The 24,907-nt window shown below is 40.6% G+C and carries 24 protein-coding genes; 10 read left to right on the forward strand and 14 right to left on the reverse strand.

Annotation, left to right across the window (positions count from 1 at the left end; translation table 11 throughout):
* Positions 1–7 precede the first annotated feature (7 nt).
* The 5 genes from DUT71_RS11030 (at position 8) to DUT71_RS11050 (ending at position 5,871) form a co-directional block, all read left to right on the forward strand.
* Positions 8–1,189: an AI-2E family transporter gene (locus DUT71_RS11030; protein WP_240186904.1), complete on the forward strand. Its 1,182-nt coding sequence runs from the start codon at positions 8–10 to the stop codon at positions 1,187–1,189.
* A gap of 381 nt (positions 1,190–1,570) precedes the next feature.
* The gene (locus tag DUT71_RS11035; RefSeq protein WP_113662594.1) at positions 1,571–2,479 is read left to right on the forward strand and encodes an ABC transporter ATP-binding protein; all 909 of its coding nucleotides are present in this window, start codon (positions 1,571–1,573) and stop codon (positions 2,477–2,479) included.
* Positions 2,472–3,806, forward strand: coding sequence for an ABC transporter permease (locus tag DUT71_RS11040; protein WP_113662595.1), 1,335 nt, complete (start codon positions 2,472–2,474; stop codon positions 3,804–3,806). The genes DUT71_RS11035 and DUT71_RS11040 overlap by 8 nt, the downstream gene beginning before the upstream one ends.
* A 382-nt stretch (positions 3,807–4,188) precedes the next feature.
* Positions 4,189–4,941 carry a hypothetical protein gene (locus DUT71_RS11045; RefSeq protein ID WP_113662596.1) on the forward strand — a complete coding sequence of 251 codons (753 nt, stop codon included), beginning with the start codon at positions 4,189–4,191 and terminating at the stop codon, positions 4,939–4,941.
* Positions 4,942–4,968: 27 nt separating this feature from the next.
* Entirely contained in the window at positions 4,969–5,871 is a 903-nt protein-coding gene (locus tag DUT71_RS11050; RefSeq protein ID WP_113662597.1) for a Ppx/GppA phosphatase family protein, read from the forward strand.
* A 215-nt stretch (positions 5,872–6,086) separates the two neighbouring features.
* On the opposite strand, the gene DUT71_RS11055 is transcribed toward DUT71_RS11050, so the two are convergent.
* Positions 6,087–7,307, reverse strand: coding sequence for an ABC transporter permease (locus DUT71_RS11055; protein WP_113662598.1), 1,221 nt, complete (start codon positions 7,305–7,307; stop codon positions 6,087–6,089).
* Positions 7,308–7,384: 77 nt separating this feature from the next.
* Here DUT71_RS11055 and DUT71_RS11060 point away from each other — a divergent pair, with 77 nt between their 5' ends.
* Positions 7,385–8,635, forward strand: coding sequence for an exo-beta-N-acetylmuramidase NamZ family protein (locus DUT71_RS11060; RefSeq protein ID WP_113662599.1), 1,251 nt, complete (start codon positions 7,385–7,387; stop codon positions 8,633–8,635).
* 98 nt (positions 8,636–8,733) lie between these two features.
* Here the strand turns inward: DUT71_RS11060 and DUT71_RS11065 are convergent, their stop codons facing one another.
* On the reverse strand, positions 8,734–9,390 hold the full coding sequence (locus DUT71_RS11065) for a protein-L-isoaspartate(D-aspartate) O-methyltransferase (protein WP_113662600.1): 657 nt from the start codon (positions 9,388–9,390) through the stop codon (positions 8,734–8,736).
* A 178-nt stretch (positions 9,391–9,568) separates the two neighbouring features.
* Between DUT71_RS11065 and DUT71_RS11070 the strand changes: the two genes are divergently transcribed.
* Complete coding sequence (locus DUT71_RS11070; RefSeq protein WP_113662601.1) at positions 9,569–10,252, forward strand: hypothetical protein; 684 nt, start codon at positions 9,569–9,571, stop codon at positions 10,250–10,252.
* Here the strand turns inward: DUT71_RS11070 and priA are convergent.
* Together priA and DUT71_RS11080 are read right to left on the reverse strand one after the other, a co-directional pair.
* The gene (gene priA, locus DUT71_RS11075; RefSeq protein WP_113662602.1) at positions 10,249–12,723 is read right to left on the reverse strand and encodes a replication restart helicase PriA; all 2,475 of its coding nucleotides are present in this window, start codon (positions 12,721–12,723) and stop codon (positions 10,249–10,251) included. The two genes, DUT71_RS11070 and priA, sit on opposite strands and share 4 nt — an antisense overlap.
* Positions 12,723–13,109 (reverse strand): DUF423 domain-containing protein, encoded by a 387-nt coding sequence (locus DUT71_RS11080; protein WP_113662603.1) that lies wholly within the window; start codon positions 13,107–13,109, stop codon positions 12,723–12,725. Before DUT71_RS11080 ends, priA begins: the two co-directional genes overlap by 1 nt.
* 88 nt (positions 13,110–13,197) lie before the next feature.
* Between DUT71_RS11080 and DUT71_RS11085 the strand changes: the two genes are divergently transcribed.
* Both DUT71_RS11085 and DUT71_RS11090 read left to right on the forward strand, forming a co-directional pair.
* A complete protein-coding gene (locus tag DUT71_RS11085; RefSeq protein ID WP_162796028.1) occupies positions 13,198–14,760 on the forward strand; it encodes a hypothetical protein in 1,563 nt (520 codons plus the stop codon).
* A gap of 172 nt (positions 14,761–14,932) precedes the next feature.
* Positions 14,933–16,351 (forward strand): DUF5723 family protein, encoded by a 1,419-nt coding sequence (locus tag DUT71_RS11090; protein WP_113662605.1) that lies wholly within the window; start codon positions 14,933–14,935, stop codon positions 16,349–16,351.
* Here the strand turns inward: DUT71_RS11090 and tsaB are convergent.
* The 8 genes from tsaB to DUT71_RS11130 form a co-directional block, all read right to left on the reverse strand.
* Positions 16,348–17,034, reverse strand: coding sequence for a tRNA (adenosine(37)-N6)-threonylcarbamoyltransferase complex dimerization subunit type 1 TsaB (gene tsaB / locus DUT71_RS11095; protein WP_113662606.1), 687 nt, complete (start codon positions 17,032–17,034; stop codon positions 16,348–16,350). The genes DUT71_RS11090 and tsaB overlap by 4 nt on opposite strands.
* 69 nt (positions 17,035–17,103) lie before the next feature.
* Positions 17,104–17,334 carry a membrane protein insertion efficiency factor YidD gene (gene yidD / locus DUT71_RS11100; RefSeq protein ID WP_113662607.1) on the reverse strand — a complete coding sequence of 77 codons (231 nt, stop codon included), beginning with the start codon at positions 17,332–17,334 and terminating at the stop codon, positions 17,104–17,106.
* Positions 17,321–17,713: a ribonuclease P protein component gene (locus tag DUT71_RS11105; protein ID WP_113662608.1), complete on the reverse strand. Its 393-nt coding sequence runs from the start codon at positions 17,711–17,713 to the stop codon at positions 17,321–17,323. The genes yidD and DUT71_RS11105 overlap by 14 nt, the downstream gene beginning before the upstream one ends.
* A 65-nt stretch (positions 17,714–17,778) precedes the next feature.
* Positions 17,779–17,937, reverse strand: a complete 159-nt coding sequence (gene rpmH / locus DUT71_RS11110; RefSeq protein ID WP_013632808.1) for a 50S ribosomal protein L34 — start codon at positions 17,935–17,937, stop codon at positions 17,779–17,781.
* A gap of 222 nt (positions 17,938–18,159) precedes the next feature.
* Positions 18,160–18,312, reverse strand: a complete 153-nt coding sequence (locus DUT71_RS11115; RefSeq protein WP_113635858.1) for a lmo0937 family membrane protein — start codon at positions 18,310–18,312, stop codon at positions 18,160–18,162.
* 422 nt (positions 18,313–18,734) lie between these two features.
* Positions 18,735–19,469, reverse strand: coding sequence for a LytR/AlgR family response regulator transcription factor (locus DUT71_RS11120; RefSeq protein WP_113662609.1), 735 nt, complete (start codon positions 19,467–19,469; stop codon positions 18,735–18,737).
* Positions 19,447–20,508, reverse strand: a complete 1,062-nt coding sequence (locus DUT71_RS11125; RefSeq protein ID WP_240186905.1) for a sensor histidine kinase — start codon at positions 20,506–20,508, stop codon at positions 19,447–19,449. The genes DUT71_RS11120 and DUT71_RS11125 overlap by 23 nt, the downstream gene beginning before the upstream one ends.
* 29 nt (positions 20,509–20,537) lie before the next feature.
* A complete protein-coding gene (locus DUT71_RS11130; protein WP_113662610.1) occupies positions 20,538–21,329 on the reverse strand; it encodes a LiaF transmembrane domain-containing protein in 792 nt (263 codons plus the stop codon).
* A 155-nt stretch (positions 21,330–21,484) separates the two neighbouring features.
* Between DUT71_RS11130 and DUT71_RS11135 the strand changes: the two genes are divergently transcribed.
* A complete protein-coding gene (locus DUT71_RS11135; protein ID WP_113662611.1) occupies positions 21,485–22,357 on the forward strand; it encodes a ChaN family lipoprotein in 873 nt (290 codons plus the stop codon).
* Positions 22,358–22,365: 8 nt separating this feature from the next.
* Here DUT71_RS11135 and DUT71_RS11140 read toward each other — a convergent pair whose 3' ends face one another.
* Complete coding sequence (locus tag DUT71_RS11140) at positions 22,366–24,408, reverse strand: TonB-dependent receptor (protein WP_113662612.1); 2,043 nt, start codon at positions 24,406–24,408, stop codon at positions 22,366–22,368.
* A 41-nt stretch (positions 24,409–24,449) separates the two neighbouring features.
* On the reverse strand, positions 24,450–24,830 hold the full coding sequence (locus DUT71_RS11145) for a YchJ family protein (protein WP_205313915.1): 381 nt from the start codon (positions 24,828–24,830) through the stop codon (positions 24,450–24,452).
* Positions 24,831–24,907 lie beyond the last annotated feature (77 nt).

Here is a 24,907-nt window from a genome sequence, read left to right on the forward strand (position 1 = left end):
ACTTCCTGTGCGGTTTGGCATACAGGCCATAGATCATCCAGTTAGCGGCATAAAAGATATATTCGGCCCAGATCGTAAACATTTTTCCCTGCGGGATGTTATCCCAGCGATGGAAAAACTACAACAAACGGTCTACTTATTACTATTTTTCACTTTGGGTTTTGCGGGGTTATATTTTTCCGCACCCTTTATGGTACCCGTGGTATTAGCAGCAGTGCTATCCATGCTGTTCATCAGACTATGCAATTATTTTGAAAGTAAGAACATAAATAGGGCCTTTGCTGCGCTGCTGTGCATGTTCATTTTCATTGCCTGCATTATGCTCATCTTAGTCCTATTGTCTATTCAACTTTCTAGTTTGGCAGAAAATATAGATGAAATGAAGGCTCGTTTATTCAACCTTTTCAGCCACATTAAACACTGGATTAATGACACTTTAGGTGTAGACGCTAAACAGCAAAAGAAAATTATCGACCAACAAACTAATAATACCAATGGTATGTTGCTGAGCTTTGCTTCGGGTTTAATGAGCATTGCCGTAAATGCAGTGCTGGTGCTGGTTTATATGTATTTGTTTTTGTTATATCGTAGACATATCAAACAATTTATTCTAAAATTAGTCGCTAAAAAAGAGAAAGCCGACACCGATATAGTCGTTCATAAAGCAGGTAAAGTTTCCCAAAAATATCTCAGCGGGTTAGCGGCTATGATTGGATTGCTTTGGGTGATGTATGGCATTGGTTTTAGCTTAATTGGTGTAGAAAACGCCATTTTTTTCGCTGTATTATGTGGCTTATTAGAAATCGTTCCTTTTGTTGGCAACCTAACAGGCACTGCTATTACTGTATTGGCCGTTTTGGCACAAGGTGGAAATGAAAAAGTTTGGTGGGTGCTGCTTACTTATTTTATTGTGCAATTTATACAAACCTATATTTTAGAACCTTTGGTAGTTGGCGAGCAAGTAAACATTAACCCTTTGTTTACCATTATGGCTATTGTTTTGGGGGAAATGGTTTGGGGCATTGCTGGAATGATTTTGGCTATCCCGTTGCTGGGCATGGTTAAGATCATTTGCGACCACCACCCTGACTTACAACCTTATGGCTTTTTAATTGGCCCTGAAAATCCGCGAAAGCGGCGCACAACCGTAGTGGATTACATGGGCAAGTTATTCAAAAAAGAAAACTAATCAATTTATTCCTGAGCTTGTCATCGCCTCCCCTTGCAAAAAATTGTTCGTTAGATGAACGCTAGAAAAAAGCGCTACGCGAAGAACACAAAGAAGCCTATCATCATTTGCACACAAGCCTTTGCGTTACTTTGCGCAAGCCTTGAAGCCCTTTGCGGTAAAAACCTTAACCGCTAATACAAATTTACAGCACCCCATTTTGTATGATAAACCTGATTGAAATGAAAAGCCCACAGCCAAGCGAGAGCGAGGCGAGGACTTGTAATGGAAAGCAGGACCCCATTGGCCAAATGCTACTGGCTGGGGTTTTCTCAAAAAATCCACAAAATTAGTAACAAAGGGCCTTTTTTGCTATCTTATTCCCGAAACTAAACAATACATATGTTAAGCGTAAAGAATATTGTAAAACAGTATGCAACGCACCGTGCCCTGAATGATGTGAGCCTTGAAGTGGAAAAAGGCAAGATATTTGGACTATTAGGCCCAAACGGTGCTGGCAAAACTTCCCTGATTAGGATTATTACCCAAATTACGGCGCCCGATAGCGGCGAAGTGTTTTTTAACGGTGAACGATTAAATGCCAACCACATCCCGCAGATTGGCTATTTGCCCGAAGAACGTGGCCTTTACAAAAAAATGGAGATTGGAGAACAGGTGCTTTATCTTTCCAAATTGAAAGGGTTAAACAGCGCTGAGGCCACCAAACGCATTAAACACTGGTTTGAAAAACTGGAAATGAAAGACTGGTGGAACAAAAAAGTGGAAGATTTGAGCAAGGGAATGCAGCAAAAGGTGCAATTTGTGGCCACGGTTTTGCACCAGCCTGAATTGATTATCCTGGATGAACCTTTCTCTGGCTTTGACCCCGTAAATGCCGATATCATCAAAAACGAAATCCTGGAACTGAACAAAAACGGTGCTACCTTTATTTTCTCGACTCACCGTATGGAAAGCGTGGAGGAGCTTTGCGACAACATTGCACTGATCAACAAATCAAAAAAGATATTGGACGGCGCCGTTGACGAAATTAAAAACACCTACCGCAGCAATGCTTACTGGATAGAATACGAAGGCAATTATGAAACTTCTAGCAATGATATTTATGAAGTACTGCAAACCGAAAAGGTAAAAAACCACACTTTGGTTAAGCTACAGTTAAAACCAAACCGTGTTGCCAATGAGGCCCTATCACAATTAATGCCCCATGTAAATATTCACCGTTTAGATGAAGTAATCCCTACCATGAACGATATTTTTATTGAAAAAGTGAAAGGACAAAACCATGAATAAAATCTTACTCATTATCCAGAGAGAATATTTTTCGAGAGTTAAAAAGAAATCGTTCATTGTAATGACTTTTTTAACACCATTATTAATTGCCGGTGTTTATGCCCTAATTGGCTATTTTACCTACAAAGGTATTAAAGATACACATGATAAAGTGGCCATTGTTAGTACCAACAAAACCCTAACGGAAAAACTTAGTTCCAACCAAAATATTTCATATACTTACATCGATCAAGGCTTGGACCAAGCCAAAAAGGAACTGGGCAAAGCTGCTTACGACTATATTCTTTATTTGCCTGAATTTAGCCTAAACGAGCCAAAAGGAATTGAGCTCTTTGGCGCTAAACAACCTGGCATGTCACTAAACCGACGTATTTCGGGCGACATTGAGGAGCTGATCAGAACACAGAAGCTTAAGGAGTCGGGCATTTCGCAAGGGGATTTGGATAAACTTAAAACCACCGTCGAAATCTCAACCAAAAAAATTGCGGAAACTGGCACCGAAGAAGAATCGAGTGCAGGAGCAAGTACCTTTATTGCCTTTGTAGCTGGCGTACTGATGTTCATGTTCATCATGATGTATGGCATACAGGTAATGCGTGGCGTAATTGAAGAAAAAACCAACCGCATTATCGAAGTTATTGTCTCATCGGTAAAGCCATTTCAATTAATGATGGGAAAAATCATCGGAATTGCCATGGTTGGCCTTACCCAATTTATGCTTTGGATTGTACTTACCCTTGCCATTAGCACTGCGGCAGTAAGTTTGTTTGTAGGCAAGGACGAGGCTAAGCAAATTACTGCCTCCAGCCAGGCACAAACTCAAATAAGTGGTGGCCAGCAAGTAACGGCAACCGCTCCGCAAGGCCCAATTGCTGATATCCAAAAAAGTTTAGCCGGCTTAAACGTCGGTAAAATAGTAGTCGTGTTTTTGTTTTTCTTTTTGGGTGGCTACCTGTTTTACAGCGCACTATATGCAGCCATTGGCTCGGCAGTTGACAGCGAAACCGAAACCCAACAGTTCATGTTCCCAGTAATGATGCCCCTCTTATTGGGCTACGCCCTGTCGCTCAGCGTAGTTACCAACGACCCCTACGGCAATACCGCATTTTGGCTGTCAATGATCCCTTTTACCTCTCCCATTGCCATGGTAGTGCGTATGCCCTATGGTGTACCAGGCTGGGAACTAGCCTTGTCCATGGCCATTCTTGCGGTTGGTTTTGTAGCCACCGTTTGGATTGCCGGCCGCATTTATCGTGTAGGTATTTTAATGTACGGTAAAAAAACCACGTTTAAAGAAATGTTCAAATGGTTCACCTATAAGAATTAGGGATTAATCCTACAAAATCTTTAAACCACATCACCACAAAGAAGATTTGAAAAGCAGGGCCTGTACAACTATTTTGGGCAAGCCCTGCCAATCGCTCATACTGCACAGGCCTTAGCCACAAGGCCGGTATCCGCTAATGTCAGGTTTAGTTGGCAAAGGCATCAGCCCTGAATAAAAATGCTGCCTTCCCATCCGTTGGCAAAACATAACAAGGCTGTATATCTTACCAAACAATTTTGCGGCGGTTTGCCTTTAACCATTTAAGCTTAAAAGCCTTGCAGATACGCTATTTTAGGGTAAGTGTTAAAAAATGTGAAAAGCGACAAACGCCGTTCGTCGTGGTCTGATTTTTAATAGTTTCGGTTCCATAAACACACCCAACATGAAATCAAACTATTACAAGTTTTTAGGTCTGGCCATTTTCTTTTTAAGTTCTTGCGCAAGCATGCAAATTGATGTACCCAACACCGAGCTGGTACAACACCCGGTTAAAGGCACCCAGGGTTTAAGCATTAACCAAACCGTTAGCTTTGCCAACTACCAAACCCAATACGTTAAACGTTCTTGGAACAAGGGCAGCAAACGAGCATTTGGTTTTAGCAATGGACAGGAAAGCGTAATGCTTGGCAGCGAAAAAAAGAAAAATGAAATGACTTTTGCCCTCGCTTCCGCAAATGGCGATATTTCGGAAGTTTTCATGACCAACGGACTAAAAAGCCGCAACCTGTTTGTAAACCTTGGCGAAAAGGTAGAGGCCAACGCCAAACGCTACCGCGATAAAGATTCGTTGCTCAATAGCTGTTACGCACAAATTTACCTTACCAACGCCGATATTCCTTGGCAAATGCAAATCAACAATGCCGCTGTAGAGATGTACAAAGATGGCGTGGTGGGCAAAATAGCACTCGACAAAGAAAATTACTACACGGTTAAAACCGTTATTAAGACCAAACCAAAATCCATCAGCAAAATCCCTGTTGGTTTTCAGTTCGAGAATAAAAACGGAGAAATTGTTGGTGCCGTATCTTTAATTGACCAGGGTACTATTTTCTTGAAAAAGAGTGATGAAAAAGAAAAAATGCTGTTAAGTAGTGCCGCTCTGGTTTTGTTGCTGCGAGATGATTTCGTAGATTAACCGCTCCTAAAAAGCCAATCAAAACACATGAAAATTGCTGCCATAGATTTAGGTACCAATACCTTTCATCTCATTATCGCCGAAAAAAACGATAATGGGATGACCATTCTCTACAAAACCAACAAACCTGTAAAGCTGGGCCAAGATATTACCCTTGAAAACCGTATTATTCCCGCTGCTTTTGAGCGTGGCATCAATTGCTTAAAAGCGTTCAGCACAACACTTCAGCAATATGGAATTTCTAACGTACGGGCAGTAGCTACCTCAGCGGTACGCAGTGCCAGCAATGGCCAGGCATTTATTGATGCCGTTAAACAACATACGGGGATTACCATTGATGTGATTGATGGCAATGACGAAGCCCATTTAATTTACAAGGGCGTAAAAGCCAGTGGCGCAATCCAGGGCAAATCCCTAATCATGGATATTGGTGGTGGCAGCACCGAGTTTATTTTCTGTGATGAACAGGGGTTTTATTGGAAAAAAAGCTTTGATATTGGTGCCGCTAGGTTAATGCAGAAATTTTTCAAATCAGACCCCCTTAGCATTACAGACCAGCAGCATATTCAAAACCATTTGCGAGATACTTTACCGGAGTTAATTGCCTTTGGCAAGAGTTTCAGTGCCCAAACCTTGATTGGCTCGGCCGGTGCATTTGAAACGTATTCGTCTATGCTCAATCCCTCCCTAAATATCCATCAAATTTCTACGGCCCCCATTAACGTTAATGCGTATCATCAGCTGAGCGAAAAACTAATCGCGTCAACCCACCAGGAACGCAGCCAAATGCCTAACCTTATCCCATTAAGAGTGGACATGATTGTGATGGCCTCCTTAATTACCAATTATGTGTTGGCCCAACTTGGCCTTCAGCAAATCACCCTCTCTACTTACGACTTGAAAATGGGCGTTTTGCAAGGGATGGAATAATTTTTACCACCCAAGACATTTTACTTCATCCAATACATAGTCCCCTAAAATGTTCTAAGAGTGTTTGTGGAGATGGTTCAAAAATAAAGCTTAATGTCCCTTAACGCCTTAATGGTGCATAAATCTAAAATGCTTCAAGGTGCCTAAAGAGGTTTAATAAATCCAGCACAAAAGATTCCCCGAAACTCGGAATGACAAAAATGCCGCTAACAACCCTACTTAAACCTTATCGCTTTCAGCGGACTAATCCTGCTTACCAACATCGACGGCACAATGAGCACCAAAGTACAGGTTACTACGGTAGCCAAATTCAACCAAAGCACATCTTTTAAATGTAGTTCTATAGGCACATGATCTAGATAATAATTTGTTTGGTCCAGCTTAAATACATGAGTATTTTGTTGCAAAAAGCACAGCCCCAGGCCCAAAATATTGCCCAGCAATAAGCCAATTCCCACAAGGTAAATGGCATTGTATAAAAATATCTTCATCATACTGCCGTTACTCATTCCCATAGCCTTTAACATTCCAATCATGTTGGTCCGCTCCAAAATCATAATCAACAAAGCGGTAATCATGTTAATCACCCCTACAATAAGCATCAAAATCAATAACACCCTTGTGTTAACATCCAATAGTGACAGCCAAGTAAAAATTTCGGGGGTGCTTTCCTCCACCGATCTCGACCGTAGTTTCATTTCCAAATTGTCATAAATTTCATCGGCAACGGGTTTAAGCTGTTTAAAATCCTTAATACGAACTTCTATGCCTCCGGTTTGTTGCGGTAGCCAGTTGTTCAACCTCCTGATCAAGCCAATGTCACCAATCACAAACCCTTTGTCAATACTTTCTATACCAATGCGATAAATCCCTACAATAGTGAGCTTTCTTTTTCTGGGCGGGTTTTGCACAAAGTGCATAATGAAACTATCGCCAGTTTTAAGCATTAAGCGGTTAGCTGTATATTCAGAAATAAGCACCTGTTGAGCCGACTTGGTGGTATCCGCAAAATCAATAACGGTACCGCTTACCAAATGCTTTTTGATATAATGCCAATCGTAGGTACCATCTATACCTTTAAAGTTAATCCCTTCTACTTCGCCATTGGCAACAATAATGGCTGGCTTGGTGGCAAAAGGGTAAAAAGAAGCTACCTGTTTATTGTGCTTGAGGCTTTTTATTGTGGTGTCATTCGGAATAAATGGTGATTTCTCAAAAGAACCGTTCAAATCGAACCTGTAAATTTGAACATCGCCAATAAACCCCCTTACCTTATCCTGTATTTCTGTTTTAAAACCTTTGATAATGGCAATGGAAAGGATCATGACCGCCAGGCTCAGCATTACGCCAGCAATGGCAATGCGTACAATAAGCTTTGAAAAGGTTCTTTCAGCTTTTAAGGAAATACGGCTCGATATAAAATATTCTACGTTCAACTTTTTGCAATAAATTGTAATTTAGCAAAAATGCTAATTCAATTTCGATTTAGCCTAAACATGCTTAAAACCTGAAAATGAACAAGCCAATCCTACTGTTTAAAATTCTGTTAACTGTTTTTACGTTTACAGCTTGCGGCCAAAACAGCAAAAAAACGCAAAAAACAAAACCAACCGTTAAACAAAACCAAATTGCCGGCAGTACATTTAAAACCGGTGCCGAGCAAACCGAACTTTATTTGCCCCTATTAAAAGGCAAACGTGTAGGTATGGTGGTTAATCCAACTTCTGTAATAGGCAAAACAACTACCGTTGACAGCTTGTTGAAGCGTGGTGTAAAAATAGTAAAGATTTTTGGTCCTGAGCATGGTTTTAGAGGGAATGCTAGTGCAGGGGTTCATGTAAGTAACGAAATAGACACTAAAACAGGCATCAAAGTGGTTTCTCTTTACGGAAAACAAAGTACGCCTAGCAAAGAAAATTTAGCAGACATTGATGTGATGATCTTCGACATCCAAGATGTGGGCGTTCGTTTTTATACCTATATCAATACTTTGCAGCGTGTGATGGAGGCCTGTGCCGCCAATGGCAAGGAGGTGATGATCTTTGACCGGCCAAACCCTAACGGTTTTGTAATTGACGGCCCAATTTTAGATCCCAAGTACCAATCAGGCGTTGGCATACAACCCATTCCTGCGGCACATGGCCTAACGGTAGGTGAATACGCACATATGCTAAACGGCGAAGGTTGGCTGAAAGGCAAATTGAAATGCAAGATAACTGTGATCAAAAATGCCAACTACAACCACGATATGCCTTATGAGCTTCCAGTTAGCCCATCGCCAAACTTAAATACCCCACAATCTATTTTATTGTACCCTAGTATATGTTTGTTTGAAGGCGTGTATATAAATCATGGTAGGGGCACTAAATCTCCTTTCACCATTTTGGGCGCACCTTACTACAAGGGCATTTATGATTTCTCCTTTACCCCAACGGGCATTAAAGGCATGGCCGAAACACCTATTTTTAAGGATGAGATTTGCTATGGCATCGATTTAAGGAATTATGACACTTCTATTTTCAGAAAAACCCGTCAAATCAACATCCAATGGATGATAGCGCTTTATCAAAAATCTCCTAAAAAAGAAACCTTCTTTGATTCGAAATTGAGCAACCAGATGCTCCCTATCGAAAAGCTGATTGGTGTTGGCAATTTTAGGCAACAGATTATGGCCGGCAAAAGTGAAGCTGAAATTAGAGCGAGCTGGGAGCCAGGCTTGAGCAAGTACAAAGAAATGAGGAAAAAATATTTGTTATACCCTTAGTTGGAACAAGGATAAAGGAGCAAAGAGTAAAGAGTAAAGAGTAAAGAGCAAAAGGCAAACTTCATCTTTATTCGCTGCTCTTTGTTCTTTTATCCAAATTACCAAGCCTGGTCGCCTACCAGCGGTACAAACCTAAAGGTATCTAGTTCTATTCTATCATATTCGTTTTCGCTCACACGGATCACGGTAATCATCTTCTGCGATTTCTCATCACCTACCGGAATTACCAAAATCCCGCCGATTTTTAACTGCTTTAACAATATTTCAGGCACAAAAGGAGCTCCGGCAGTTACAATAATCTTTGCATAAGGAGCATGTTCCTCAATTCCCTTGGAGCCGTCGCCCAAGAAAAAATTGGCGTGATAGCCCATTCCCGGCAATACTTTGATGGTACGTGCATACAAATTCTCCTGCCTCTCGATAGTGTACACGTTTGCGCCAAGTTCCATCAAAATACAGGTTTGATAACCAGAACCTGTGCCAATTTCCAGCACTTTATCTCCCTTTTGGATATGTAGCAGCTCTGTTTGATAAGCAACGGTATAAGGCTGTGATATGGTTTGCCCATCCCCAATTGGAAAGGCGATATCCCTATAGGCTTGGTTCCAAAAGGTTTCATCGAAAAAGAAATGACGAGGCACCTTCCCTATTGCCCTGAGCACTTTTGCATCAGAGATCCCCCGCTCTTTTAAGATTTCTACAAGTTTCTTTCTTGCACCTTTTTCCCGATAATTATCTACAAACTTATAAGCCATTTGTGCCAAAAATAGCTTTAAAGTCCGTATTTAACCAAATTAGCCGACATATTTTTTACCAACATCATTTCCCCAAAGCAGCGTAGGCAAGGCAATTCTCAGCCTATTAACTTATTAGCATTTTTTAGCGCAATCGGTCGCAAATATTTTATACTTTTGTTAACCCAACAAAATTTGCATGAATAGAGTTATACTTGTTATTGTTTCATTGTTCATTAGCGTTTCAACATTTGCCCAAATTGACGGAAACTACAATTATAGTATTGGTATCAAAGGTTACAGCCTTGTTCAAATACCAAAAATTCTGCAACAAAACAATACCGACGATTACACCACCATGTGGCTAAACGGCGGCATGATCAAGCTTAACGATAACCAGATAGCTTTTAGGATTGGCGGCCATTATTATTATAAAAGGAACTTGACTTTTGACAACCAATGCGAAACCTGCGAAACAGCCAAAGGGAATTTCAGCGACTTCTCCATTAAACTGGGTTTCGAAAAGAACTTTAACTATTCTGTAATACAACCTTATTTTGGTTTCGATATAGGTTTTAGGGCAAGTAATTTTAAAGGAGATATTCATTCCAAAAGCACTTCGAGCCCAACAAATGGCTATGCTGCCAATTCGAGCAAAAATGGCGCTACTTTTTCTCCAGTACTGGGCATTAAAGTTAATGCCCTAAAAAACCTAAGTATTTTTGCCGAATCAACACTGGATTTTTTCTACGCTTATGAGCGCCAGGAAACGGTACTGAACGACGCCGCGAAAACCAGAACATTTGCCAAATACAACAAGCTGGAAACTCTACTTAATCCTGTATCCGTAGGAATACAATTCCATTTAGTAGGCAAAAACTAATAAGGATCTACGTCTATTTGCGTAATTACGCTCCTGAATTCTTTTTGGGCATTAAAATCCCTAATGGTATCCAGCAAAACCGTTTTTACCTTTTGCATGGCTGCTGTTCGCTCAATTTTTAGGATGATCTGTTTGATGTAGTAATTTCTAATGCGTGAAACCAAAGGCTGTTCAGGTCCCAACACCCTTTTGCCTAGCTGTGCTTTGAGGTTATTGGCCAAAGTTTGCGCGGCGAGGTTGAGCACATCAGCATCCTTATGTTTAACGTTAATGAAAATCAATCTTGAAAAAGGTGGATAATGGAATTGCTTTCTTTCCTCCAGTTCATCTGCATACATTTGCTCGTAATTATTTTCCATTACCTGCTTAATAATTCGATGATCATCGGCGTAGGCCTGAATACATACCTTTCCCTGTTTGTCCCTGCGTCCTGCCCTTCCCGCTACTTGGGCCAGCAATTGATAGCTTCGTTCAAATGCCCTAAAATCCGGAAAATTAAGCAGGGTATCTGCATTAATTACTCCAATAAGGCTCACATTCTCAAAATCAAGCCCCTTGGCCACCATTTGGGTACCAATAAGGATATCGTTTTTCTTTTCCTGGAAATCGCTAATGATCTGCTGCATCCCATTTTTGGTACGCGTACTATCCAAATCCAAACGGGCTATCTTGGCTTCTGGAAAAATCAAGCTCAATTCTTCTTCGATACGCTCGGTTCCAAAACCCTTTTGCTCTACGTGCACTGAGCCACAGGCTGGGCATACATTGATACTGTTTTGATGATACCCGCAATAATGACAATGTAATTTACCACTAGATTTATGGTAGGTTAAACTCACATCGCAATTCACACATTTTGGTGCATAACCACAGGTTGCGCAAATCAGGATGGTAGCATACCCCCTACGGTTTTGAAACAGGATCACCTGTTCATTCTTTTCCAAGGCTTCTGCAATATCATCTACCAGTACGCTTGTAAAATAAGAGGTCATTTTTTTGCGCTTGGTTTCTTCAGCAATGCTTACCACTTGCTGCAAAGGAAGCTGAACGCCACCAAAACGTTCCTGAAGTTGCACTAAACCATATTTATCTGTTTTGGCATTATAGTAGCTTTCCAAAGATGGCGTAGCAGAGCCCAAAATCACCTTTGCCTGGTGCAGGTGCGCCAAAAAAACCGCGGCGTCCCTAGCTTGGTATCGGGGTGCCGGATCATACTGTTTGTAAGAGTTTTCATGTTCTTCGTCAACCACTACCAATTTCAAATCATGAAAAGGCAACAGTACCGCCGACCTTGCGCCCAGCACAACTTGATAGGCACCGCTCAATACTTTGTTCCAGATCTCTACTCTTTCGTTATCATTAAATTTGGAATGGTAAACGCCAATTTTATTCCCGAAGTAAAGCTTTACACGCTCCACAATCTGTGTAGTTAACGCAATTTCTGGCAGTAAAAAAAGTACTTGTCCGCCTTTGGCAATAGCTTCTTCTATTAATTTGATATAGAGTTGGGTTTTGCCAGATGCGGTAACCCCGTGCAACAACACTACATCCTTATGTTGAAACTGCTGGTTTACCTGATCTAAAGCGGCTTGTTGATGTTCGCTGAGTTTAAAATTAACGTCAAATATTTCTCCATCGCTGCTTAACCTGCTTACCGGTCTTTTCTCAACATAAAATATCTCTTTATCCACCAAAGCCTTTAATGCAGCTTGCCCGCAAGCACTTTCTTCAATTAACTGGCTCTTAGACACATACCCCTTATCCTTGCTTAATTTCAGGTATCCCAACAAAGCATCCAATTGTTTTGGTGCTTTTTCCAGCTGGGCAAACAACTGACGAAGGTTTTCCTCTTCCAGATAAAAGCTATTGAGCTTTACGAAAGATTTGAGCAATGGTTTGTATTTATCTACCACTTCCTCAGCGGCAATAATAACCTCTTTAGCAATTAACGAATTAACGATGGGATAAACCGTTTTTTGGCCCAATAAACCTGCCACTTCATCTACACTGATGCGATGTTGTTTGTGCAATACCTCTACAATGAGCTGTTCTTTATCGCTCAGTTCCACCTCCTGGGGCTGCTCGTCTTTCAAAAGCAGTACTGTTTCGCTGGCCAACTTCAAACCTGTAGGCAATGAGGCCGCCATTACATCGCCTTCATTACATAAATAATAAGCGGTAATCCATTCCCAAAATTGAAATTGCTTGTTGGTTACCACCGGATGGTCGTCTACCACATCAATCACATATTTTGCCTGATAATGTTCAGGCGGATTGGTGCCAATACTTTTCACCAAAGCCGTATAAATTTTATGCTTGCCAAACTGCACTACCACCCTTTTACCTACGGCAATGGTTTCATTAAGCTCAAACGGAACCCTGTAGGTGTAGTTGATGGCTAATGATAGCGGTAACACAACTTCAACAAATAGCGTTTCCCGCTCTGAAAAATCTGATGTTGCAAACTGCATTATTTATCTTTTAATGCGGCTAAAAACAAACACACCCAACCCAAAATAAAGCCTAATCCGCCAATTGGTGTTATAGGGCCCAAAATATTGGCAAAAGAGAAGTGATAGGCATCTTTAACAGCCAATAGGTACAACGAGCCCGAGAATAGCACAATTCCCAAAGTGAAAAAGAAAAACGACAATGCAATAAGTTTATTTTTGTACCTGGCAAAAGTAGACAGGTACAATATAGCGAAAGTATGATAAAACTGATATTCTACACCTTTTTGCCATATTTCCAATTGATTTGGAGCGATGATGTTTTTTAGCCCATGTGCTCCGAAAGCACCAAGTACTACAGCAAGCGCACCAAAAAAGGCAGCGGTTAGGATGATTCTTTTGTTCATGAGCAACGGCATTAAATAGCGCTAAATTAACAAAATGCCTCTATAATCTCGCTAATCATAAAATTAAATTAAATTTGCCTACATGGTTATGAAAAAAATCTACATCATATTAATTGTATTGGTGCTTGGCGTAACAGGCATGGCATATCTTTATTTCTCAAATTTAGATAAAGAAAGTAGCCCTTCCGACATTTCCCTAAACCTTGTATCTGCCAATGCACCAATTATTTTCACTTTTGAAAACGACAAAGGCTTTTACGATATTCTTGGCCAACAAACCGTAACCAATGATATTTTGGGAGCGGAAAAAAGCAATTTGCTCAAAACTTTGAGAACGCTTATTTCAAACAATACCAGTTTAAACCATTTAATAGATGGAGAAAAGATCACTATTGGATTTTTGCCTACCTCAGCCAATCGAGTGGATTTTATTATCGCCACGCAAACCAAGGCGAAAAAATTTGACCATACCGTTCTTAACCAGCTAAATGCTACAGTTAAACAAGAAGGCAGCGCATATCACATTAAGTTTGGCGATACTAGCGAGTGTTTCATCTCCATCATCAATAAATCCATTTTTCTTTCCAACAATAAAAAAGCATTAACCATGCTTGGCACAACCAAACTCCCCAATAATGAGTTTGCTGAGTATATCAAGCAAAACAATAGGTTTAGCAAAAATACACTGGCCAATGTTTACATCAACTACAAACAGTTGCCCTCACTACTGAAAAACATCCTTAATACCAATTTAACCGGTGAGCTCAACATATTTAACAAACAAGCAGCCTACGCTTCCTTAAACTACAACTTTAGCAGCGATAAATTACTGCTCAATGGATATACCCAAATTAACGACGCCCAAAACTATTTCAGGCTTTTTGTTGACCAAAAAGAGCAAAAAGTAAATATCGACCAACTTTTTCCTGAACAAACCGCCAACTATACGCTATTCAGCATCAATGATTACGCCATTTGGCACAAAGCACTAAAAGTTTGGCAAAAGAGCAAAAAAGAGGATGAAAAGATTGCGGAACAACTTCATAATATCAACGAAAAATATCGAATAGACATCGATCAGACCTTCCCAAAATATTTCAATAAACAATTTGCCACCCTGGAGCTTAAAAGTGGGGAGAAGCTGGGTATCGTGGAAATTAAAAACGGCGACAAACTTGGCCAGTTACTACTGGATTTAGGTAGTGATTACGCTCCGGATATCAGAATTTTCAAAGAAACTGATTTACTTTACAATTATTTTGGCGAACCCTTCAAGAAATTTGAGCGCCCTTTTTACACCATTATCGATAACCATTTAGTGGTGGCCAATTATGCCAGCACTATCCAAGTATTTTTAAATGCGTACAAAAACGACCACTTACTGGTAAATACGGATAGCTATAATGCTTTTAAGGACCAAATTTCAAGCGCCACAACCATTGCCTTTTACGTTAACCACAAAAACAGCCATGACATTTTCGGCAAAAACTTAAAAGCTCCTTATTATAAGCAATATAAATCTGAAAAGGGCGTTAAAAACTACAATGCTTTTGGCTACCAGCTATCTGCCGATAACGGAAAATTTACGAGCAATATTTTACTGCTCAAAAACCAAACAAAAACGGATACGATTAAGTTTAGTGGAAATTAACGTTTAACTTATTTGATAAATCATGAGAAACTGCTTAAAATAGCATAAATTATAAAGGTTGGTTTAATGGAAATATCAAACCAACCTTTAGGCCAAAGAACAACATTTTCGTGGTGCATGTACGTTCAAAATTGAAATAGTTTCTTTAATTTATGCCCAAACAGATCGTTTTATGAAGAAAGGCTTAGTAGTACTCTTTTTAATTGTCGCTACCTTAAGCGCCACTGCCCAACAATACGCATTATTCAATACCAAAACGCTATTCGACTCTTTTGAGAATCCTGCACAAAAATCTTTTGTACTAGACTCTTCCCGGCAATTCGCTTCCAATTTCCTGCTCCCCTACCTCGATTTAAGCAGTTTAAACCGAGGACAATCCAACGAAGCTATACGTGACCTGATAAACCAAGGGTATACGCAAAGCAGAACAGGAGCCTTTGCCAACCCTAAAACTATGCGGGAAAATGTAAACATGTACCTTTTGGCCATCAGGCTATTTAAATATCACAAGTACCACAGCGAAATGGGCTTTTCATGGCAAATCAAATCCGAAACAGAAGTGGAGTATGATAGAGATCTTAGCAAGGGCCTATTTTTCGACACTTTCCAAAATTTCACAACCATACCGCGCATCAATATTTTTAACAATAACGGCAAACTGCAAGCCTATCACCAGCTTAGCTTTACCTACCGCGAAAACTACACCAAACGTTGGGCACTGGGCGCAAAAGTGAGCTTGTTGAGCGGCATTGGCTATACGGAATTTTACGCTGATAAATCATCTGTGGTAATTAACCCTACAGCCAATACCATGGATATTGACATGGCCGCTAAATACAGAATCAATTATCCTGAAAACGGCGAATTTAAGTTCAAAAACACTTTGCCTTTCAAAAATCTTGGGGCAGCAATTTCCATTGGAACAACCTACACCACTAAATCGGGCGTGTTCATGATGGCCAACGTTAAAGATCTGGGATTTATCAGATGGGGCAAGAAATCATATGCAGGTTCATTTGACGTAACCGAGCAAAGAACGGTACAAAGCGGGCCAAGGGCGGCGAACAACCTACAAAGTGCATTAAACAGTGTTGGTACCGAAAACACCGAACAAAAAGCTTTCATAACCACTGTCGACAGCAAAGCCGACTTTATGATCTCCAAAACTTTTGGGGCTTATACGCCCAGTCTGATCGTCAGCAAAAACATTTTCAATAAATATGGCGAAGCTGCTATGGTGAACACCCTAAAATCGGGCAATTTTTCATTTAGCGCAGTGCCTAGCTATAATTTGGACAAAAATTTCAGGTTAGGCATACAGGGAATGATCCAAACGCCAAACTTTGAAATGTTTTTAGGCACCAATGACCTGATAGAAACCTATTATTCCGGCAAAGATATTATCAAAGGGAACGAAGCTGTAGAAACAGGCTATCGCCGAGGATCGGTTTACTTGGGAATGGCGTTTAAAATTGGCTACATTGTAGAGCATCCCATGAACATGAGCTGGATGCCAGGTGTTGGCGATGGCCAAGAGCGGCAAAGCTTCTTTGGCCGTATTTTTAGCATATTCAAGAAAAAACAGCGTTAAACTTTTTTCTTTGGTGTAGTAAATACAAAATCCTTTAGGTAAAAAGGCTCAAAATAAGCCACATCTTCAAACTCACCAGATTGATAAGCGGCAAATGCTAAATTGCTCATGTAACTGGCACTGTTAAAATTATCCGTATAAAAATGGGCATTAGGGTCATCTATCACTGTCCTGCATTTCTCCGCACCATCTCCAATAAAGGCCATATAGTGATTTTGCAGCTCAAGCACAAAGCTTTTATCGTCAACTATTTTGGCATGGGTACGCTCCATTTCAGCTAATTTGTGGTCAAATACCGCAGTAAACACCTCCATTCTCCTGGCATCAATCATAGGGCATACCAAGCCACCAAAATTTGGATGCTTATACAAATAGCCATTTGCCATCATTTTTAGGGTGTTGATAGCAATAAACGGTTTTTCCAAGGCAAAGCATAATCCTTTGGCCGTAGAAACGCCAATACGCAAACCCGTGTATGACCCAGGGCCTTTGCTTACCGCAACAGCATCCAAATCAGCATAGGTTAAACCAGCCAGTTTCATGGCCTCACCAATAAAAAGCGTGAGGCTTGACGCGTGGATATTGGGAGCTTTCTCTTCTTTAAGTGCTACCGTTTCCCCATTCACGGAAATGGCCACCGAACAAACAGGAGTAGCTGTTTCTATCTGAAGTATTGTTGACATTGAATTGTTGAAAGTATAAAGTGCAAAGTTAAAAGTTTAATCCGCTTTCAACCTTTAACTTTCAACTTTTTAAGGAACCGGATCATGCCCGTGCCCGCCCCACGGATGGCAGCGCCCGATACGCTTTAACGTTAGCCAGCCTCCTTTAAACGGCCCATGTTTTTTAATGGCTTCTACCCCGTATTGCGAACAGGTGGGCGTATACCTACAACTTGCACCCAACAGCGGCGACAACAACCATTGGTACAATTTGATGATCCCCAAAAACAACCAAGAAAATAAAAGTTTAATGATTTTCATCATTGATTTGCGTAGTTAGTTTAACCAAAACTTGCCTGATTTTCTTTTCCAGGAATGGATAGGGATGGATTTCCTTACCTACGTACTGCAACGACAAAAGCAACAGCTCATCTTTATCGGCCAAGTGCTCGTATAAAAATATCTGCTTCTGTAGCCGATAGGCTTCCCGGGTACGTCGTTTAATCAAATTCCGATCAACGGCATTCTTGTAACGCTTTTTAGCTACGTTAATTACCACTTGAGCCGGATAACGATGGGGCTGGGCATCAAAGAGAAAAGTTGCCCTATAGGGGTACAATAAAAAAGAAGAGCCTTTTTTGAATAGCAAGTCTAACGACTTTTTGCTACATAAACGCTCTTCTTTATAAAATTTATTCATTTTTTGATTGCTAAAATGCAGAAGTTAAATTGATCTGCCCTCACCACAAGGGTGGCAATCAAAAATTATGCTTTATGACGACGTTCGTCAGAAACTGTCAATCTTTTTCTTCCTTTTGCGCGGCGAGAAGCTAAAACCCTTCTACCGTTTGCTGTAGCCATTCTTTCGCGGAAGCCATGTTTGTTTCTTCTCTTTCTTTGCGAAGGTTGGAATGTTCTTTTCATAACTATATAATATCTTAACTAGAGTTTTTAATAAGAGGTGCAAATATAAAGCGATATTTTCAAAATTGCAACAGCAAATTAATTTATTTTTAAACTTACAGATTTATCGGTTCATTAGTTAATTGGCTAATGGGCTGTTGTTCATTATTAAATAAAAAGCCCGATAGGCAACCTAGACCCATCGAGCTCCATTTATTAACTAACTACAAATTTTTCTTTATTCTATGCTGCGCCCCTTATTACTCTTAATAAAATGGCCACAATTGCTATTACCAATAAAGCATGGATAATACCTCCGGTGTAATAGCCTCCTAAAAAGCTGATTGCCCAAATAATAACTAAGATTACTGCAATGACATATAATAGATTTCCCATAATAATGATGTTTAAGTCTTTAAGTATAAATTGTTAATTGATCTGATTTATTACTTAAACAAGCCATGTTTAAAATTGTTCTGATTTTTTTTCTATAGACACCAAAGAGCCACTGATACCCGGATTTTCACACAAAAAACCGCTTATTTTTTTTTAAAGCATAGGAGGTTTACATGAGATATTTGTGTTGATTTAAAATTCTCAGCTGCGCAGGCGGAACGTATCCATGTGTGTAGGTACGCTGATTGCTATAGAAATTCTGTAACGGCCAATTGCTATACGTTTGTCCCGAAGTTTAGGGCCTACGGCTCACAAAGCCGAGTAACGGGACGGCTTGGCACTACGCCATGACCTCTTAACTGCTGGGATCATTAAGATTACCAATCAAACTGCAATGAGGAACAACCAAATTGGGTATAACATCAAATCCCTAATGCTGCTTTAAGCTTTACATAACCAGTTTTGCTTACCGGCAACCAAATACCTGATTTGAGTAGCACCACATAACTTTCCTTTTCTTTAAGTTCTATTTTGGTAACCTGAGCCAGGTTAATGATATAGGAACGGTGGATACGGATAAATTGCGCAGCATCAAGCGTTTGCTCGAAAAAGCCCATCGTTTTATTTTTCTGGAAGTTACCTTCGGTGGTGCTTAATTTTACATAGTCATCATCTGCTTCCAGGTAATGGATAGACTCTACCGGAATAATTTTAATGACTCCCGCATTTTTAACCACTACCCTATTATTTTGCGCTGGCGATAATGATGCGGTTTCCAAAAGTTCCTGGCTGTCGTCACTTTTGGCCAGTTTAGAAGGCAGTTTTTGCATAGCCTGCTCAAAACGGCCCTGTTCAATAGGCTTCAACAGGTAATCAACCGCATTTACTTCAAAAGCTTTAATTGCGTATTCATCAAATGCGGTAGTAAATATTACTGCGGGTCGCTTTTCAACCAGTTCAAGCATTTCAAAACCACTGATTTTTGGCATCTGTATATCTAAAAAGACAAGATCAGGCTGGTGTTGAGCTATGGCTTTCAGTCCTTCAAAACCATCGCTGCATTCTGCTACCACCTCAATTTCTGGAAAAGCCTTTAAATAGTGCTTTACAATATCTCTGGCAAGGGCTTCGTCATCAATAAGTATGGTTCTGATCATCTTTCTGCGGTATTTTTAGCGTGGTAATATACAAATTATTGTTTTTTGATTCCGCTTGGAGCAGGTTGCTATCGGCAAAAAGCAGGTACAATCTTCGCCTAATGGCCGAAAGCCCAAAACCGGTTCCTTTTGATGCTTTCATTTCCGGATCATAGGGATTGGTTACGCAAATTACCAAAATGCCTTCCTCTATTTTTACATCCAAGGTGATGGTAATGGCCGTTGAGGTGTTGTACAATCCAAATTTAATGGCATTTTCCACAATGGGTTGCAACAAGGTTCCGGGCAAACGAAGTTCTTTGGTTTCTTCGGCAATGTTTACCTCTACACTTAAGCGATGACTAAAGCGGACTTTCTCAATATCGAGGTAAAGCTGTATATACTCCATTTCATCTGCTACGCTAACCCAAACTTCATCGTCGCGCTTTAAAGTGCCACGTAAAAAAGCCGCCAGTTTAGTAATCATAGTACCTGCTTCGGTAGGGTTTACAATGGTTAAAGCATAAACCGAATTTAAGCTATTGAACAAAAAATGTGGCTGCAATTGGTGGCGCAGCTTGTTCAACTCCGCTTCTTTAGCCAAATTTTGAGTGGCCAACATACGGGCCTGCATTTCAGATTGCTCTTCTAAGCGGTACCATAGGATATTTGCCAATGCGCACCAAGCAATGCACATGAAGGAAACCGCTGCCTTAAAGATATCAGAAAGGTCTAAAAAGGCCAGATAGCTGCTTTGGTTGGCGAACAGAAAAGTTAAAGTATATTTTGAAGCAATTACTACCGCGGCCGAAATTGCCAACGTTACCAGCAACACGTATAGCAATTTTTCGTTTTTAGGCTGATAAAAGCCTAGCATATTGCTAATAACGATACAGCCAAAGGCCAGATATAAATTGCTTACGATACTGTCCGTTACCGAAATTTGCCAAGAGAAATTAAAAAAGAAATACAAAACCGCAGCACAGGCCACTTGCCAGCATATCAGGATAATGCCTGCAATGTTCTTGATCTGCGGTTTTGATAATGGTGTAGTGGTCAAAGTGTTTAGTTTTAGGTTTATCGAAAAGATTAATAACTTTTAAACTCTACCCCCCCAAAAAGCACCACTCCCCGTATAATAATCAATTTGTTTACCTGTTCAGTTGAAGGATAAATAGCCCTTTTGTCATCTACCCCGCCAAATACGGCGGTTACCTCTGATTTGATTAGCCAAGTAGCAGGCACTATTATTTTAACTCCGCCAAATATTGCGGTAACATCCAAAATAATCTGGCCTTCAAAATCAGATTGGGTTAAGTTAAGATCGCCGCCGCCAAATACCGCCACAACCTCACCTCCTTTTAAATTTTTGGAGTAAATGACCTGATTGCTTCCCCCAAATACATTTATAGAGTTGATATAATCATTGCTGTACTTCTCCCTATCATCGGTAATTGCCTCGGCAGGTTCCTGTTCTTGTCCAATGGGATTTGTATATTCGAATGTGTCAAAACGCTCTTTTCTACGTCGTCTTTTATTTCGGCAAACCGCATCTTTTGGTTTAAGAATCATATAAAGTCCCAAGGCCACAATGGCTATGGGCAATGCCACATGGGGCATATTGTAATCATCTAAAATATCATCCAGTGTGAAATAACTACCTATCAGTACCATCACAAACCATCCGCTGCTTCTGAAGTTGTGACGGGCGCCAACAAACAGGCCGATAACCACCAGCCAAACACTCCAGTTAAAAAACCAATGCGGTAAGCCTAAGCCAAAATTCCTTAGCAATAAAAGCGCACCGATACCTACGATGATGAAGCCTGCCCAAACTTTTCCTGAGCGATTAACCATATCTTTATTTTCTATATTTTCCATTTGTCTTGTGTTATTTGATATGCCCAAAAGTATCTCAACGCTTTAGGCCACACAACACCAGACGGTTATTTGCTATCCAATTATCGGTAAAATGCATTAATTTATCGGTAAAAATTTTCGTTAATTTGAAAACCATCGGTTAAACACAAAAAGAAATGAAAATATTAAGCCTGGCTTTCTTCTTAGCCCTACCTTTTTTCGCCACCGCACAGGACATCAACCAGCACTTTAAAATCTACGACGTAAAAAAACAAACCACCATTAATCTGGATGATATTGTTGCTGATATGGCAAAGGCCGATGTGCTTTTTTTTGGGGAAGAACACAATGATTCGATTGGTCATTACCTGGAGGTTACCTTGTTAAAGAAACTGGCTACAGCCTACCAAAACAAGATAGGTTTAACGCTCGAGATGTTCCATACTGATGTACAGCCCGTAATTAACGAATATTTGGCGGGAATCATCACTGAAAAAAACTTCATCAAAGAAGCCAGGGCCTGGAACAATTACAAGGATTACAGGCCCATGGTTGAATTTGCCAAAAGCGTAGGAGTTGCGGTAATTGGTGGCAATGCAGCAGCTAGATATAGCAACTCGGTCACCAAAAACGGATTGGAAATTTTAAGCAAATTACCTGCTGGCTCCAAGCAATTTTTGCCTCCAAAGGCTGTAGATACCTTAACCGGCAGATACTACGAGAAATTTATTGACCTGTTAGGTGGGCACGGGATGGGCGCCATGAAGGTTTACCAAACCCAAAATTTTTGGGATGCTACCATGGCTTGGTCTATCGCAAAATTTGCCAAGGAAAACAGGGGGAAAAAGGTTTTTCAGGTGAACGGCCGCTTTCATAGCGACGAAAAATTGGGCACCTATGCGCAACTACAAAAAATTGCTCCAAAACTTAGGGCTTTAAATATCGCTTCGTTTGCGGCGGAGGATTTTGCAAACCCCAACTGGGAAAAGTATCAAAACCTGGGCGATTATGTCATTGTAACTGACCCAAAGGTGAAAAAGAGTTTTTAGCAAAAGAGCTATTTCATCCAACCTAGTTTTAAACCAAAGTAAAAACTACGGCCAGGCGCTACGTTATAGTACCTACCGCCAAAGCCATTGATATCATTACCTAAGCTATAAGTTTGGTTCAAAAGATTATCTACCCCCGCAAATAATTGTACGGGTAAACGTTTTACCTGCTTTTGATAGCCCAACTTTGCCGACACCAACTGAAAAGCATTGGCATATTGCGTATTGGCATCATTAAGTGCAATTTTAGCCGTATGGTTAAATGTGAGGAAAGCCAATAAGCCGCTCTTGTGTTTGATATCGGCCATTAAAGTGTAGGTATGTGGCGCTACCCCGGGCAAACGATTACCCGAAAAATTTTGATTTACCTGTACAAAATCATCGTATTTAAACTGATGCCAAGCATAGGCTCCTTGTAGTAAAACAGCTAACGGACGATTTTCCCCAAGCAATTGGTACGACAAGCTTGCCTCAATCCCTTGTTGTTTGGTTTGGCCTGCATTGATATAGTAATTGGCTCCCGCAGCATCTCTGCGGGTGACCACTGCGTTGCTCAACAGCATGTGGAAATAGCTGGCATCCATAAACAAACGCTGGCTAAATAACTTCCACCTCAATCCTGGCTCAATATTCCAACCTTTCTCTGCTTCCAAAGCTAAATTATAGCTATTGTTGTCCGCAAAAATCTCGCTACTTGCTGGGGGTGAAAATCCCTTAGCTACATTCACGTAAGTAGAAAAGTTTTCATTGGCATTAAAAAGTACGGCAAAACGTGGCTGTATCTCCCCGCTAAACTTTTTATCAGCGTTAATATAAGGTATTTCACTATTACGAAGAAAGTCAAGTTTTAGGTTATTGGCACTGGCACCAACGGTAAACAACCATTTTTGCACCTGCCAATTCGCTTGGGCAAATGCCAACCATTGCAATAAATCAAGTTTATCATTGGTGATCTGGTTTCCTTTGTTCCCTTGTAAGTTTCTATAGGTTCTAGAACTGAAATCGCCTTTTTGGAACTCTCCGCCAAAGCGCAACGAGATATTTCGCATTGCCTCGTAAACAAAAGCGGTTCTTGCACCCCAGTGCGGCTCTTTTTTTAACTCGTAATTTTGGATGGCTGGGTTTTCCGTTTCGTTGTAAAAGCCATATAGGCTCGTGGTGTTTCTCCACTTTTCATCAAAAGCATAGCGATGTACCAAGCCCAGTAACAAAGCTTGCTGCTTAATGCCTGCATTGGCCAAAACAGCACCTTGATTAGCACCAACGGTTGGTCGGGCTTGCTTGGGATTAGCCTGATATTCTGCCAAAGTCAATGCACCGGGAGTTTGGTAATTAAGATCGCTATAAATGGCGTGTATGGTTAAGTTTGCACTGGAGAAAGTAGCTAATTGGGTTTGATAACTTGCCACACGTCGTTTCATTTCCGTATGCTCACGGTAACCATTGGCACTTTGCTCCTCGTAAGCCAACAGGTGTTTGGGCAATTGCAGCTTAATATGATAATTTAGCATTCCAAAACTACCTCCGCTAACACCAGTTTCTATCGTAGCAGTATTATTAACCGCAGGAGCATTAAAAAGCACAACCCCGCCTGTACCAATACCATACACACTACTGCCTGGTCCCTTAATCAGCTCTGCTCCGCCCACATTGTAAAAACCCAGCATATTCAACATAGAGTTTCCACCTGGTGCAGTGAAAGGAATATCATCATAATAGATTTTCACATTGCGCACACCATAAGGACTACGCACCGAGCTCCCCCTAATATTCAAACGGTAACTGCCCGGTGATCGTTCTTCCATACGTGCTCCAGGCGTGGCGTTGATGGCCTGTAACACGTTAGTGTTGCCATAACGTTGCAGTTGCGCTAAACCTATTTTGTTTATAGCCGTTGGCGTGGTCATCAGCGTTTTGCTGCCATAAGCGTTAATCACTACACTGTCTAAGGTGAGCTTATGGTTCTTAGTAGTGTCTGGCTTTTGCGCCCAAAGGGGAAAACAAAGCAACTGAAATACGGCAGGTAAGATGAAATAGGTTGATTTGCGCATGGGTTCAGAACAAATAATTAAAAGCTTTGTTTAGGTTCGATTTAGTGAAAGTAGTCGCCTGAAAAATAATACCACTGTTCTTTTTCTTTTTTAAACTGCGAGCGCTCATGATGAACATATTGCTGCAGCCCTTTTTGATAAAAAGCTTTAAACTCAACCACATTCTTTTCAGCAGAAATAATCTCCAATTTTAGCCAATGGTTGGCCTTAGCCCATTGCGCCATATCTATTTTGTTATACAAGTGCCTTTTAGCCGGATGGGTAGTATCCCATAGGTAGTCTATCAAATGCAAAGCATAGGCACTGTATCTCGACCGCATGAGTAATTCGGCGCTTGGCGGAAGTATTTTTTTTGAATGATATACTTCACAGCATTGGGCATAAGGCTTACCTGATGTACAGGCACAAGTTATTGTCGGCATTCGTCAAAAATACATTAAAAAGAAATTTAGCATAGCCCAAAAGTTGCATTTTTGAGTGCTAATGATATTTTTGTAAT

Source organism: Pedobacter nanyangensis (genome assembly GCF_003313505.1).
Classification (GTDB): Bacteria; Bacteroidota; Bacteroidia; order Sphingobacteriales; family Sphingobacteriaceae; genus Pedobacter; species Pedobacter nanyangensis.